The sequence below is a fragment of the Paraburkholderia acidisoli genome (assembly GCF_009789675.1).
GTDB classification, from domain to species: Bacteria; Pseudomonadota; Gammaproteobacteria; order Burkholderiales; family Burkholderiaceae; genus Paraburkholderia; species Paraburkholderia acidisoli.
In genome coordinates this window covers 859,162-872,551 of record NZ_CP046915.1, presented here as the reverse complement: position 1 = coordinate 872,551, position 13,390 = coordinate 859,162, and the positions used below count along the sequence as shown (strand labels likewise).

Below are 13,390 nucleotides of genomic sequence, written 5' to 3'. Positions count from 1 at the left end.
ATTGCCGATCACTCGCGCCGCCTCACGCGGCGCGCGCTTTCACCGCGTGCCTTCTCTTTTCGTTCATGAGCTATCAGCTTCAGTTCGGCGACCTCGCCGCCTATAGCGGCATGTTCGCGTCCGGCGCGGCCGTCACGCTCGCGCTCACCGCGGCGTCCACGGTGCTCGGCGTGAGCCTCGGCGTGGCGGGCGCCGCCACGTACCAGAGCCGCCACGCGACGGCGCGCGCGATCGTTCACGCTTATGTGGAAGCGGTCCGCAACACGCCGTTTCTCGTGCAACTGTTCTTCGTGTTCTTCGGCTTGCCCGCGCTCGGCGTGCATATCGGCGAATACACGGCGGCCGTGCTCGCCATGACGCTCAATCTTGGTGCATACGCCGTGGAAATCTTGCGCTCGGGTATCGACGCCGTGCCGCGCGGCCACCACGAAGCCGCCGCCGCGCTCGCGCTGTCGCGTCGCGAGACCTTCCTGCACGTGCTGCTGCCGCAGGCGTTCGCGAAGGTCTTTCCCGCGCTCACGAGCCAGATCGTCATCACCATGCTCGGCTCGGCCGTGGTCTCGCAGATCTCCGTCGCCGACCTCACCTACGCGGCGAGCTACGTGCAGTCGCGCAACTTCCGCGCGTTCGAAACGTACTTCCTGATCGCGGGCATTTATCTGGCGATGGCGCTCGTGCTGCGCGCCGCGCTCAACGCGGCCGGACGCCGTCTGTTCGCACGCAATCTGCGAGGTGCGCGATGATCGAATTCACCTTCGCGCAGATCCTCGAAGGACTGCTGCTCGCCGCGCGCTGGACGGTCGTGCTCTCGCTCGTCTCGTTCGTCGCGGGCGGCGCCGTGGGACTCGTGCTGCTCGTGATGCGCGTGTCGAACTCGCGCGTACTGCGTGCGCTCGTACGCGTGTATATCGAGGTGTTTCAGGGCACGCCGCTGCTGCTGCAACTCTTCATCGTGTTCTTCGGCCTGCCGTTGGTGGGTGTCGACGTTTCGCCGTGGATCGCGGCCACGCTCGGCCTCACGTTCTTCACGAGCGCCTATCTCGCGGAGATCTGGCGCGGTTGCGTGGAGGCCATCCCCCGCGGCCAGTGGGAAGCGTCGTCGAGCCTCGCGATGAATTACTTCGAGCAACTGCGTCACGTGATCCTGCCGCAAGCCGCGCGCATTGCCGTCGGGCCGACGGTCGGTTTCGGCGTGCAGGCGATCAAGGACACCGCGCTCGTGTCGATTATCGGTTTCGCCGAATTGACGAAAGCGGGCACGCAAATCACCAATGCGACATTCCGGCCGTTTCTGGTGTACGGACTCGTCGCGCTGATCTATTTCGTCTTGTGCTATCCGCTCACGCGCTATGCACGTTCGCTGCAAAGGAAATGGCATGCCGCTCGTTAAAACTCAAGGCGTCGAAAAGCAATTCGGCGCAAATCACGTGCTCAAAGGCATCGATCTGACCGTGGAGCGTGGTCAGGTCGTCAGCATCATCGGTCGCAGCGGTTCCGGCAAAAGCACGTTCTTGCGCGCGCTCAACGGACTCGAAAGCATCGACGCGGGCTCGATCGAGATCGACGGCGAACATGTCGATGCGCGGCACGCCGACTTGCGCGCGCTACGCCTGAAAGTGGGCATGGTGTTCCAGCAATACAACCTGTTCCCGCATCTCACGGCGGGCGAAAACGTGATGCTCGCGCAGACCGTGGTGAAGAAAACCTCGCGCAGCGAGGCGCGCGCAACCGCCCAACAGATGCTCGAGCGCGTGGGTCTCGGCAACAAGTTCGACGCGTATCCCGAGCAGCTTTCCGGCGGTCAGCAGCAACGCGTGGCCATTGCGCGCGCGTTGGCGATGAAGCCGAGCGTCCTGCTCTGCGACGAGATCACGTCCGCGCTCGATCCCGAACTCGTGGGCGAAGTGCTGAGCGTGGTGGAGAGTCTCGCGCGCGAACACATGACGCTCATCATGGTCACGCACGAAATGCGCTTCGCACGCGCGGTGAGCGATACGGTCGTGTTCATGCACGAAGGCCGCGTATGGGAAAGCGGGCCGCCAGAAGCCATGTTCGAGCGGCCCACGACCGTGGAAATGCGGCGCTTTATTCAGCAATGATCCACTTATCGCCTTCGATCATTCCGTGAATCGAGAACAATGCAAGGTTGCGTGACACACTTTCGGCCGCCCGCTTGATATCAAAAACGGAAACTCACCATTGCGCACCATGCGCTTAATTATCCGCGTCGTCTTTTCTAAACTTGGCATTAACTGGCTGCTGCCGATTCCCCGATTTCGCGCGGTATCGATATGTGGGATGGCTTAAAGCCGGGCGTCATTCGATCGGCAATCAACACGACGAAAAGATCGTTGGCGCAATGATTCCAGTCCAACATGGAGGAGCGACTCATGAACAAGGCAACCCTGATCGTGGCTACCGCCGCGCTGACGCTGTCGGCCGGTGCATATGCACAGAGCAACAATACGCTGGCCACGCCGAGCGTCACCTCGCCGGCCGCGGCCGCCACCACCACGAGCGGCTACGGCACGCCCGCCGCCGCCAATTCGGAAAGCGGCACGGGCTCGCCCAATCCGGCCTTGACCAACGGCGTGAACACCGCGCCCACGGCGGCGTACGGCACGAACAACACGCTGGCGACGCCCTCGACAAAAGCGCCGTCCGGCCAGTAAGTACCGCAATCGAACACCAGGAACGACTCTGCGATTTAAATCGACGAGCGCGGGCGTAAAGAACCTGGCAGCTTTGGCTGTTATCGCCCGGTTTTAGCGACTCGCGCCACCGGAAAGAACCGCTGCCCTCACCCGCAGCGGTTTTTTCATGGCCGCTCATCCCGCGCTGATCGCTCGCCGCTATCCACGCCCGATTGGGGCGCGACCGTATGCATTGCATCGGCTTCTGCTAATGTCTCGCCTATGCAAACGATCCTCTCCATCGAGAACCTCTCGAAAGCCTACGCTACGGGATTCCGCGCGCTCAAGAACGTGAGCCTCGAGATCCATCGCGGCGAAATATTCGCGTTGCTGGGGCCGAACGGCGCGGGCAAGACCACGCTCATCAGCATCATCTGCGGCATCGTCAACGCGAGCGAGGGCCGCGTGCGCGTGGACGGCCACGATATCGTCACCGACTTCCGCAAGGCGCGCTCGCTGATCGGCCTCGTGCCGCAGGAACTGACCACGGACGCTTTCGAAACCGTCTGGGCGACCGTATCGTTCAGCCGCGGCCTGTTCGGCAAGCCCGCGAATCCCGCCTATATCGAGCGCGTGCTGCGCGATCTCTCGCTCTGGGAGAAGCGCGACAGCAAGATCGTCACGCTTTCGGGCGGCATGAAACGCCGCGTGCTGATCGCCAAGGCGCTCTCGCACGAGCCGCAGGTGCTGTTTCTCGACGAACCCACGGCAGGCGTGGACGTCGAGTTGCGCCGCGACATGTGGAAGCTCGTGCGCGGGCTCAAGGCCAACGGCGTGACGATCATCCTCACCACGCATTACATCGACGAAGCCGAGGAAATGGCCGACCGCATCGGCGTGATCAACGCGGGCGAGATCATGCTGGTCGAGCGCAAGGACGCGCTGATGCGCAAGCTCGGCCGCAAGCAGTTGACGCTGCAACTCGAAGCGCCGTTGAGCGCGATTCCGCCCGCGCTAGCGCACTGGCATCTGGAACTCGGCGCAGGCGGCACCGCGCTCACCTACACCTACGACGCCGAAAACGAACGCAACGACATCATCACGTTGCTCAAGAGCCTGAGCGACGCCGGCATCGGCTTCACCGACCTGCAAACGAGTCAGAGTTCGCTGGAGGACATCTTCGTGAGCCTCGTCGGCAAAGACGCGGCCGCCGAAGCGAAGGCCACGCAAAACGACAACGGACCGGTGACCTCGTCATGAATCTTTACGCTATCAACGCCATCTACCGGTTCGAAATGGCGCGCACGCGCCGCACGCTGATGCAAAGCATCGTCGCGCCGGTGATTTCGACCTCGCTCTATTTCATCGTGTTCGGCTCGGCCATCGGCTCGCGCATCAAGGAAGTGAACGGCGTGAGCTACGGCGCGTTCATCGTGCCCGGCCTCATCATGCTTTCGCTGCTTTCGCAGAGCATTTCGAACGCGTCGTTCGGCATTTACTTCCCGCGCTTCACGGGCACGATCTACGAGCTGCTGTCCGCGCCCGTGTCGTATTTCGAAGCGGTCATTGCCTATGTGGGCGCGGCGGCGAGCAAGTCGGTCATTCTGGGCCTCATCATTCTCGCGACCTCGGCGTTGTTCGTGCCGATCCAGATCCAGCATCCGTTCTGGATGATGCTGTTTCTGCTGCTCACGGCCATCACGTTCAGCCTGCTCGGCTTCATCATCGGCATCTGGGCGGACAACTTCGAGAAGCTGCAGATCGTGCCGCTCCTCATCATCACGCCGCTCACGTTCCTCGGCGGCAGCTTCTATTCCGTCGACATGCTGCCGCCCGCGTGGCGCGCGATCACGCTGCTCAATCCGATCGTGTATCTGATCAGCGGCTTTCGCTGGAGCTTCTACGGGCTCGCCGACGTAGACGTGAGCGTGAGTCTCGTGATGACCGCCGCGTTCCTCGCGGTGTTCATCGGCATCACGGCGTGGATCTTCAAGACGGGGTATCGGCTGAAGACTTGAGCAGGCCGATCAGTCGATCCCCTGCAAGGGCGCGCCGGCCGTGATGATGGAGCGGCGCGCCCTTGCCTCTACCACCTTCCCCGCCTGTACCGCCTGATTCGCGCGGATTCCCTCACCAGGCACTCCCGCTCACTCGCCGGGATAATGTCCCGCCGCGATGTCCTCGAGCAAGGTCGCGTGCGCCGGGTGCCAGCCCAGCAACTCGCGCGTGTATTCGCTCGACACGGCCATGTCGGCGCCGAAGAACATGCCAAGCCAGTCGAAGTGCGCCTGCGCCCGGTCGGCGGGAACCGACTCCACCGGCACGTTTAGATAGCGGCCCAACGCCGCCGCGATATCGCGCGTGGCCACGCCTTCTTCGGCCGTCGCGTGCAGCACCGCGCCCGCGGGCGCCTTGTCGATGGCCAATGCCACGAGCTTGCCCGCGTCGAGCCGGTTCACGGCCGGCCAGCGATTCAGCCCTTCACCGATATATGCCGCGATCCCCTTCTCGCGCGCAATGCGCGCCAGCGCCGCCATGAAGCCGTGATCGCCGCCCGCGCCGTGCACCGTGGGCGCGAAGCGCACGACCATCGAGCGGATGCCGCGTTCGGCCAGACCCAGCGTGTACGCCGCCGTTTCCATGCGCGGATGGCCGCCCGGCTGCGGTAGATCCCGCTCGGTGCCCACGCGGCCGGGCGGCAGACCCAGCGCCCCCGACGCGATCAGCAGCGGGCCACCCGTGCCCTGCAAAACGTCCGCGAAGGCGTCGATAGCCGCTCGATCCGTTTGCGCGGCGGCGGCCATCTGCGAGAAGTCGTGGTTGTAGCCGAGATGCACGACGCCCTCCGCCTGGGCGGCCGCGTCGCGCAGGCTCGCGATGTCGTCCAGGCTGCCGCGCACGACTTGCGCGCCCAGCGCTTCGATCTTCGCGGCGGCTTCGTCGCTGCGCGCCATGCCGAGCACCTGATGCCCCGCGCCGATGAGTTCCGTGACGCTGGCCGAGCCGATCCAGCCCGACGCGCCGGTGACGAGAATACGCATGAGTGACTCCGTTGATGTCATTGAGTGACATCAGTATAGCGCTATGATGTCACACTGTGTCAACACTTTTTCCGGGAGCATCATGGGTCGCTGGGAGCCCAATACTGAGCAACGCTTTCTCGTCGCGGCCATCGAGTTGTTCGGCGAAATCGGTTTCGAGCGCACCACGGTAGCCGCCATCGCGCAGCGCGCCGGATTGACCGCGCGCACGTTCTTCCGCTACTTCGACGACAAGCGCGAAGTGCTGTTCAAGGGCTCGGAGCAATTGCAGCAGACGATGGTGGAGGCGCTCGCACGCGCGCCGCTAGACGCGGCGCCGCTCGAGGCGATCGGCGCCGCGCTCGCCACGGCGGGCGAATTTTTCAACGACGAACGCCGGCCGTTCGCGCGCATCCGCTACGCGGTGGTGGCCGCGAACCCCGAGTTGCACGAGCGCGAACTGATCAAGATGGCGACGCTGTCCGGCGCGCTCGCGCAGGCGTTGCGCGCGCGCGGCGTCGAAGAACCGGATGCGAGTCTCGCGGCCGAGGCGGGCATCGCCGTGTTCCGCATTGCGTTCGCGCAATGGGTGAGCGAGGCCGAAACGCGCGGCTACGGCGAGATCGCGGTGGAGTCGCTGGCGCGACTGAGGAAGCTGACGGCCCGGTGAACCGGCAAGATTCAGCGGGCGTCGTCGAAGTCAAACAATCAGCGAATCGATTCGATCTGATTCGTGCTGAGTTCCCACGTATGCGGCGGCAGCGGAATGAAATGCACGGCTTCCAGATACGCCGCGTTCTCGTCCGAAGGCAGGATCGACCATTCGAGGAACTTGCGGATCTCGGCGGCCACGGCGGGATTCGGCTGCTGCTTCGAGACCACGGCGTACTCGTAATTCACGAGCGGATACGTGCCCGAAGCGGGCGCGAACACGAGACTCAGGCGCTCGTCCGGCGGCGTGCGACCGCCGAGCGAGGCGGCGCCCGCCATGATCGTCGCCTTGGTGGGCAGCACGAATTCGCCCGCGCCGTTCTTGAGCGCGGCCGTGCCGAGTTGCGCCGCCGCGATGTCCTTCGCGTAGCTCACGCCCACGTAGCCCACCGAGTAAGGCGTCGCCTTGAGCGTGCTCACCATGCCCGCGTTGCCGGTTGCGGCGAGCGCGCCGGGCACGTTGGGCCACGCGACGGACGTGCCGTAACCGAGCGCGTTTTCCCACGAGGGCGTGGAGAACGTGAGGAATTGCGTGAACACGAACGTGTCGCCCGAGCCTTCGCCGCGGCGCACCGGCACGATGTCGTGATGCGGCAGCGTCACGCCCGGATTGAGCGCGGCGATCTGCGGCGCGTCCCATGCGCGTATCGCGCCCGTGTAGATGCCCGCGAGCGTGGGACCGTCGAGCTTGAGATGCGTGCCGTTGAGTCCCGGCACGTTGTAGTTGATGGTCTGCGCGGCAATCGCGAGCGGCACGCTGATGATCTGCGGATGCTTCATCGCGTCGGCATCGGACATGAACGCATCCGACGCGCCAATGTTCACCGTGCCCGCTACCGCCTGATCGATACCGGCCTGCGAACCCGTCGCGCCCACCGAAAGGTGCACGTCGGGATGCGCCTTCGCGTAAGCGTCGCTCCATGTCTTGAACAGCGGCGCGAGCAAGGTCGAGCCGGTTTCGCTCAGCGTGGTCACCTGTTGCGCGTAGACGTGGCCGCACAGAAAGGCGGCGGCGAGCGCGAGAAAGGAAAGTCGTCGTGCTACGGTCATCGTGTCCCCTGTTGCGTGTGGGCGGCGGCCATGCGCATCGGCATGACCGTCGATCGTGCTTATTTGCCGATTTCATCGAGACGCACGCCGGTCGTCTCGATACGGAACAGCCACGTGACCACCGCGCCGAGCAGCGAGGTCACCACGAGGCAGTACAGCAGCGTGCTCGTGCCGATACTGACGAGCAGGATCGGGAACAGAAACGCCGTCAGGATCGCGCCAATCTTGCCAACGGCCGCCGCGAAGCCCGCGCCCGCGCCGCGAATCGCGGTGGGGAACACTTCCCCCGCGAGCAGATAGGTCTGCGCGTTCGGCCCGACATTCGTCATGAAGTTGAAGAGCATGAAGCCCGCGAAGATCAGCATGGTCTTCGTGCTGCCGTCGAAATTGCCGGACAGCGCCGCGATGAACAAACCCACCGCGCAGCCGACGAAGCCGACCACTTGCAGCTTCACGCGCCCGAAGCGGTCGGCGAGCATCACCGCGAACAGAATCCCCACGATCAGCAGCGACGTGGTGAGCGCCGCGCCCTTCGCCGCAAGAATGTCGTTCATGATGAGATCGCTCACGCTGCGCACGTGATCGGGCTTGCTGCCGAGCGCGACGGCGAGAATCGTCGGCGTGAAAATGCCGATGCCGTACGTACCGAGATCCTGCAGGAACCACGGCGCCGAGGAGAAGATCGTCGCGCGCAGATTCTTGAGGCTGAACAGTTGCAGATACTGCTGCAGGCCGCCGTGTTTTTCGGCTTCTTCCGCGGCGTGCTGCAGCGAGATATCGGCGGGATAGGCCGGCTTGCGATGCAGCAAGCGGCGCGTGGCTTCCTGCGCCATGTCGACCTTGCCGCGCACATAGAGCCAGCTCGGGCTTTCGGTGATGAAGAAGCGGCCAACCGTCACGATCACCGCGGGCACGATGGCCGTGGCGTACATCCAGCGCCACGCTTCGAGCGTCGGCATGAAAGAGAGCACGAGATAGCCGATGCCGGTGCCGCCCAGCGCGCCGAGCGCCTGGAAGCCGAACGCCGCGAGCACCAGCTTGCCGCGGCTCGCGCTCGGGATGCTCTCCGAGATGATCATGTGCGCGGTGGGATAGTCGCAGCCGAGCGCCACGCCCAGACCGAACAGACTCACCACGAGCGAGGTGTAGTTGCCGCACACCGTGAGCAGCACGAGAAAGCAGCAGAACAGCACCATCTCGATGATGAACATGCGCTTGCGGCCGAAGTAATCGGACATGCCGCCCAGCCCGAGCGCGCCCACCAGAATGCCGATCAGACTCGCCGCGGAGACCAGACCGTTTTGCGCCGCGCCGATACCGAACTCGCGCGAGATGAGCGGCAGCGCCACGCCGGTCATGAACACGACGAAGCCTTCGAAGAACTTGCCGGCAGCCGCCAGCGACCAGATGCGCCACTGCATCGCCGTCATGGGCGTGGACAGGAGCCGCGTGCCGTCCGGCCATACGGGACATTCGTCGATATATTCCTGTACCGATTTCGCGCTGGCCCGCGACGCTGCGCTCAAGGTCGCCGTGTGATCCGCCATGTTCGAATTCCTCTGTTGTGCGCCGCTTGCGTGGCAGGGAACGCGGTCACTCGCGTGCTTGCCTGCGTGGCAACCTGCAAGTGACTCGCATTAACAGATTCTAGAAATCGAACCGTGTCACGTCCGTGACAGGCGCAGCGGAAGCCGCGCAGAAGCGAAGCATCGGCCGAAGATGACTACCTTCGTAAATACACTTCGGCCACCTGAATACTTACACCAGGGGTTCAACGAGCCTTTCAGTTTCAATCATGCGTTGCACAGCGGGACGCGCGAGCATGCGTTGCAGCCACGCGCCAATGAGCGGCCGTTCGCGCGCGGGCTTCGAGAAGCCGCGCGTCCAACGGCAGAGCATGAACGCGTAAGCGTCGAGCAGCGTGTACGGCGCGCCGAGCAGCCACGGGCCACGGCTCGCCTGCAGCTGGGCTTCGAGCTGATCGAGCAGCGCGACCACTTTTGCTTCGGCATGCGCCTTCACCTGTTGCGCGCCGCTCGCGTTGTCGACATCGACCCAACGCTCGGGATAGAAGTACGCGATCAGCGCGGTTTGTAGCGTATTCGTCAGCCACATCAGCCATTTGTAAAACTCGGCGCGTTGCGGCGTGCCCAAGGCGGCCGCGAGGCTGCTCGCGGGATGCGTATCCGCCAGATGCAGGCAGATCGCGGCCGCTTCGTACAGCGTGAGGTCGCCGTCGATCAACACGGGAATCAGGCCGTTCGGATTCATGCGCAGATATTCCGCCGACTTGTGCACGCCCTGCGTGCGATCGACCAGCATAAGTTCGAAAGGCTCGCCAATCTCTTCCAGCACGATGTGGGGCGCCATGCTGGCGTTGCCCGGGTAATAGAACAGCGTTGTTGTGGTCATGGAGGTGAGTTCCGTTCGCGAGAGCTTCGTATTTTAGGGGCAGCCTGAAACCCGGAACCGGAGGCCGCGAAAGCAGAGATGTACATAGTCGCTTAAACTTGAGCCTCCGCACGAAAAGCGCGGCATTTGCGCGCCTGCACGGCATTCGCTAGTGTTTTCGCTTGCATTTTCATTACTGGATCTTTCAATGTCGAACTCGAATCAAGCCACCTCCGTGAACGCCCACGGCGTCAACCAGACGCAGATCACGGTCGAGGCGAAAGACGGCCCCACCCAGGTTTGGGTGCTCACGCCGCAAGGCGAAGGCCAATGGCCGGGCGTGATCTTTTACATGGACGCGTTTGGCATTCGCCCCGCCATGATCGAAATGGCCAGCCATATCGCCAGCCAGGGCTACGTGGTCCTGCTCGCCGATCTGTTCTATCGCTTCGGCGCCTACGGCCCGCTCGATCCGAAGGAAGTGCTCAAGGGCGACTTCCGCGCCACGGTGGGCCCGATGATGGCCAGCACCGACAATCACAAGGCCGCCGACGACACCGCCGCGCTGCTCGCGTATCTTGACAGCCGCAGCGACGTGAAGGGCAGCAAGGTCGGCACCGTCGGCTTCTGCATGGGCGGCGGCATGGCACTCACGGCGGCGGCGTGGTATCCGGAGCGCGTTGCCGCGGCGGCCAGCTTCCACGGCGGCAATCTCGCCACCGACCAGCCCACCAGCCCGCATCTGCAACTGCCGAAGGTCAAGGCCGAAGTGCTCGTGGCCGGCGCCGACAACGACCACAGCTACCCGCTCGACATGGCGCAACGCTTCGAAGCCGCCCTGACGGCGGCGGGCGTCAAGCACACGAGCGAGATCTACGAAGGCAAGGCGCACGGCTGGATGAAGCCGGACATGCCGGTGTTCGACGCGCAAGGCGCCGAGCGCGGCTGGAAGGAACTGTTCGCGCTCTACGCGCGCACGCTCGGTTAAACGCGAGCCTGCGCCAGTTCGTGGCGCAATATTCACAACGGGCGATGGGGCCAGCGCGGCCGCATCGCCCGTTGTGTTTCAGGCGGCGCGCGCCAGCACGAGCCGCGCCTCGAGACCGCCCTGCGGATGATTGCGCAGCGTGAGTTGCGCACCCATCGCGACCGCGAGTTGCCGCGAGATGGCGAGGCCGAGACCCGTGCCGCCGGTGCCGCGATTGCGCGACGTCTCCAGCCGGTAGAACGGCTCGAACACTTTCTCCAGCGCTTCCTCGGGAATGCCGGGGCCGTGATCGCGCACGGCGATGGTCACCGCGTCATGCGCTGCGCTCTCGCTCACGGCAATCGCCGCCGCGCCACCGTATTTGAGCGCATTGTCGACGAGATTCCCGACGATCCGCCGCAGCGCCTGCACGCGCGTGACGATCGCCACGTCGAGCCGCGGGTCGTAACTCACGGGCGAACCCGCATCGACGTAATCGCACACGAGACTGTCGAGCAGCGCGTCGAGGTCCACGCGGCGCGGCGCTTCGCCCGTGCCGTGCAGCGTACGGGCATAGGCCACGCCCTCTTTCACCAGTTGCTCCATCTCGCGCAGGTCCTGCGTGAGTTTCGCCGCCTCCGAATTGTCGTCCATTACGTCCACGCGCAAGCGCATGCGCGTGATCGGCGTCTGCAAGTCGTGCGAAATGGCCGCGAGGATCTGCATGCGTTCGGCCACGTGCCCCGCAATGCGCTCCTGCATCGCGTTGAACGCCCGCGCCGCGCGCGCGACTTCGGAAGGGCCTTCTTCGGCGAGACGCTCGGCCTTGAGGTCGGGGCCGAGCGCGTCGGCCACGCGCGCGAGTTCGTTGAGCGGCCGCGTGGCCACGCGCACCGCCAGCCAGCAGCACAGCGCGAGCACCACGAGTTGCGCGACCATCACCGCGGGCAGCCAGTTCGAGAGCGGCAGCGCGGCGGCGGGACGAAAGTCGATGGTGAGCGGCGAGCCGTCCGAGAGTTGCAGATGGATCTGCAGATGCTCGCCCACGCCCGGCACCGAGTTGGACGTGAGCGCGTAGCGGCCCGCGAGACCCGCGGTGATCGCCGCTTCCACCTGGCGCGAACGGCTCGCGTCGGGCGGCTCGCCGGGCGTGCCCGGCCCGAGTATGAAGCCGTAGCTGCGGCGCGCGAGCTGCGGCAGCCACTGCGCGCGTTCGGCCGCCGGCAGATGGTCGAGCAGCGCCACCGAAATGGCCACCTCGCGCGAGATGTAGTCGGTCATCATGGTCGCGGTGGCGTCGTCGCGCTCGGTCATCGTGAGCGTGAACGACAGCACCTGCGAGAGCACGAGTCCGATACACAGGATGAGCGCGAGCCGCGCGAACAGCGTGCGCGGCCAGTAGAGCGCGCGCGTGAAACCCGTGACGTCAGGGGCGCGGGGGGCGCCTGGCGCGCCGAGCGTGCTCATCGACGTGACGCCGCAATCGCAAACGCGCGGCGGTGGCGGTCCGCAAAACCATCGGCAGGCATGGAGAACTCCGGGAATCGAACGGGCAATGTTGCGGTTATACCGCAAGGCGCGCGAGGCTTTGTATCGCAGTGTATCGGCGCGGCGGCGCGACACACTTTATTGCAGCGCGCGGGTCGCGCAAGGCAGGCGCAGGATCGGCGCGGGGAAAAACCTCGCCGCAGAAACGACAACGCGCCGGACATCGCATGCCCGGCGCGCGTATTGCATCGGCAAAGGTCAGTGACCGATCGGCTGCGTGACGTCGGTATTGAACCAGTGCATCGAGATCTTCTTGAGCGTGCCGTCCTGCTTGAGCGACGTGATGGCGTCGTCGAGCGCCTTCGCGAACTTCGGGTTGCCCTTGCGGAACGGAATGCCCATGTCCTGATCGGCGCCTTGCAGCACCGCGCCCGGCCGCAGCGGCAGGTTCGAGTTCTTGATGATGTACGGCAGCATCAGGCGGTCGTCGATGGTGGCGTCGATACGTTTGGCCGCCAGATCGCGCAGCTTTTCGGGCGCGCCCGGATAAGTCTGCACGTTGATGCCGGGCACGGCGCGCGCCATCTGGTCGTAGTTGGTGCCGAGCGTGACGCCGAGTTTCTTGTCGCCCTTGAATTCGTCGAGCGACTTGAAATCGCGCTTGTCGTCGGCGCGCTGGATGAGCTGCGCCGCCGAATACGTGTACGGCTGGCTGAAGTCCACGGCCTGTTTGCGCTGCGGCGTGATGGTCACCTGGTTGACGATCACGTCGAACTTGCCCGCCTGCAACGCCGCGATAATGCCGCTCCACTCGGTGGGAATGAATTCGGGCTTCACGCCGAGTTTGGCGGCCACGGCCTTGGCCACGTCCACGTCGAAGCCTTCGAGCTCGCCCTTGCTGTTGCGGGAGTCGAACGGCGGATAGGTGCCTTCGAGGCCGACTTTGAGCACGCCGGACTGCTTGATGGAATCGAGCACGTCTTCCGCGTGCGCGGCCACGGCGGTAAAGCCGAGCGCCGAGGCAGCGAGCGCGCTGGTGAGCAGGAGCTTCGACAACTTCATTAAACGTCCCCTTTTAGCTGAGCCTGTGAACAGCGCGGCCCGGTGCCGGCAATGACAGCCAAATGCGG

General features: G+C 64.7%; 15 protein-coding genes. 9 read left to right on the top strand and 6 right to left on the bottom strand.

From position 1 onward, the window contains the following. Nucleotides 1-65 precede the first annotated feature (65 nt). From FAZ98_RS26085 to FAZ98_RS26060, 6 genes are all read left to right on the top strand, one after another. Nucleotides 66-743, top strand: coding sequence for an amino acid ABC transporter permease (locus FAZ98_RS26085; protein ID WP_158955484.1), 678 nt, complete (start codon nucleotides 66-68; stop codon nucleotides 741-743). Further along, nucleotides 740-1,390 carry an amino acid ABC transporter permease gene (locus FAZ98_RS26080; RefSeq protein WP_158955482.1) on the top strand — a complete coding sequence of 217 codons (651 nt, stop codon included), beginning with the start codon at nucleotides 740-742 and terminating at the stop codon, nucleotides 1,388-1,390. The genes FAZ98_RS26085 and FAZ98_RS26080 overlap by 4 nt, the downstream gene beginning before the upstream one ends. Further along, nucleotides 1,377-2,099 carry an amino acid ABC transporter ATP-binding protein gene (locus FAZ98_RS26075; RefSeq protein ID WP_158955480.1) on the top strand — a complete coding sequence of 241 codons (723 nt, stop codon included), beginning with the start codon at nucleotides 1,377-1,379 and terminating at the stop codon, nucleotides 2,097-2,099. The genes FAZ98_RS26080 and FAZ98_RS26075 overlap by 14 nt, the downstream gene beginning before the upstream one ends. 291 nt (nucleotides 2,100-2,390) lie before the next feature. Then, on the top strand, nucleotides 2,391-2,672 hold the full coding sequence (locus FAZ98_RS26070) for a hypothetical protein (protein WP_158955478.1): 282 nt from the start codon (nucleotides 2,391-2,393) through the stop codon (nucleotides 2,670-2,672). A 243-nt stretch (nucleotides 2,673-2,915) separates the two neighbouring features. Continuing rightward, nucleotides 2,916-3,893, top strand: a complete 978-nt coding sequence (locus FAZ98_RS26065) for an ABC transporter ATP-binding protein (protein ID WP_158955476.1) — start codon at nucleotides 2,916-2,918, stop codon at nucleotides 3,891-3,893. Next, a complete protein-coding gene (locus FAZ98_RS26060) occupies nucleotides 3,890-4,651 on the top strand; it encodes an ABC transporter permease (protein ID WP_158955474.1) in 762 nt (253 codons plus the stop codon). Before FAZ98_RS26065 ends, FAZ98_RS26060 begins: the two co-directional genes overlap by 4 nt. A gap of 129 nt (nucleotides 4,652-4,780) precedes the next feature. On the opposite strand, the gene FAZ98_RS26055 is transcribed toward FAZ98_RS26060, so the two are convergent. Then, nucleotides 4,781-5,674, bottom strand: a complete 894-nt coding sequence (locus tag FAZ98_RS26055; protein WP_158955472.1) for an SDR family oxidoreductase — start codon at nucleotides 5,672-5,674, stop codon at nucleotides 4,781-4,783. Between the two features lie 82 nt (nucleotides 5,675-5,756). Between FAZ98_RS26055 and FAZ98_RS26050 the strand changes: the two genes are divergently transcribed. Next, on the top strand, nucleotides 5,757-6,323 hold the full coding sequence (locus tag FAZ98_RS26050) for a TetR family transcriptional regulator (protein WP_158955470.1): 567 nt from the start codon (nucleotides 5,757-5,759) through the stop codon (nucleotides 6,321-6,323). 38 nt (nucleotides 6,324-6,361) lie between these two features. On the opposite strand, the gene pstS is transcribed toward FAZ98_RS26050, so the two are convergent. From pstS to FAZ98_RS26035, 3 genes are all read right to left on the bottom strand, one after another. Next, on the bottom strand, nucleotides 6,362-7,414 hold the full coding sequence (gene pstS / locus FAZ98_RS26045) for a phosphate ABC transporter substrate-binding protein PstS (RefSeq protein WP_158955468.1): 1,053 nt from the start codon (nucleotides 7,412-7,414) through the stop codon (nucleotides 6,362-6,364). A gap of 59 nt (nucleotides 7,415-7,473) precedes the next feature. Beyond that, complete coding sequence (locus tag FAZ98_RS26040; RefSeq protein WP_158955466.1) at nucleotides 7,474-8,961, bottom strand: MFS transporter; 1,488 nt, start codon at nucleotides 8,959-8,961, stop codon at nucleotides 7,474-7,476. A 211-nt stretch (nucleotides 8,962-9,172) separates the two neighbouring features. After that, complete coding sequence (locus FAZ98_RS26035; RefSeq protein WP_158955464.1) at nucleotides 9,173-9,826, bottom strand: glutathione S-transferase family protein; 654 nt, start codon at nucleotides 9,824-9,826, stop codon at nucleotides 9,173-9,175. A 187-nt stretch (nucleotides 9,827-10,013) separates the two neighbouring features. Here FAZ98_RS26035 and FAZ98_RS26030 point away from each other — a divergent pair, with 187 nt between their 5' ends. Then, nucleotides 10,014-10,793 (top strand): dienelactone hydrolase family protein, encoded by a 780-nt coding sequence (locus tag FAZ98_RS26030; RefSeq protein ID WP_158955462.1) that lies wholly within the window; start codon nucleotides 10,014-10,016, stop codon nucleotides 10,791-10,793. Between the two features lie 78 nt (nucleotides 10,794-10,871). Here FAZ98_RS26030 and FAZ98_RS26025 read toward each other — a convergent pair whose 3' ends face one another. Then, nucleotides 10,872-12,239, bottom strand: a complete 1,368-nt coding sequence (locus FAZ98_RS26025; protein WP_158955460.1) for an ATP-binding protein — start codon at nucleotides 12,237-12,239, stop codon at nucleotides 10,872-10,874. On the opposite strand from FAZ98_RS26025, the gene FAZ98_RS26020 reads away from it, so the two are divergent. Beyond that, a complete protein-coding gene (locus FAZ98_RS26020) occupies nucleotides 12,232-12,525 on the top strand; it encodes a hypothetical protein (RefSeq protein WP_158955458.1) in 294 nt (97 codons plus the stop codon). The genes FAZ98_RS26025 and FAZ98_RS26020 overlap by 8 nt on opposite strands. On the opposite strand, the gene FAZ98_RS26015 is transcribed toward FAZ98_RS26020, so the two are convergent. Further along, nucleotides 12,519-13,322: a transporter substrate-binding domain-containing protein gene (locus FAZ98_RS26015; RefSeq protein ID WP_158955456.1), complete on the bottom strand. Its 804-nt coding sequence runs from the start codon at nucleotides 13,320-13,322 to the stop codon at nucleotides 12,519-12,521. The genes FAZ98_RS26020 and FAZ98_RS26015 overlap by 7 nt on opposite strands. Between the last annotated feature and the right edge of the window lie 68 nt (nucleotides 13,323-13,390).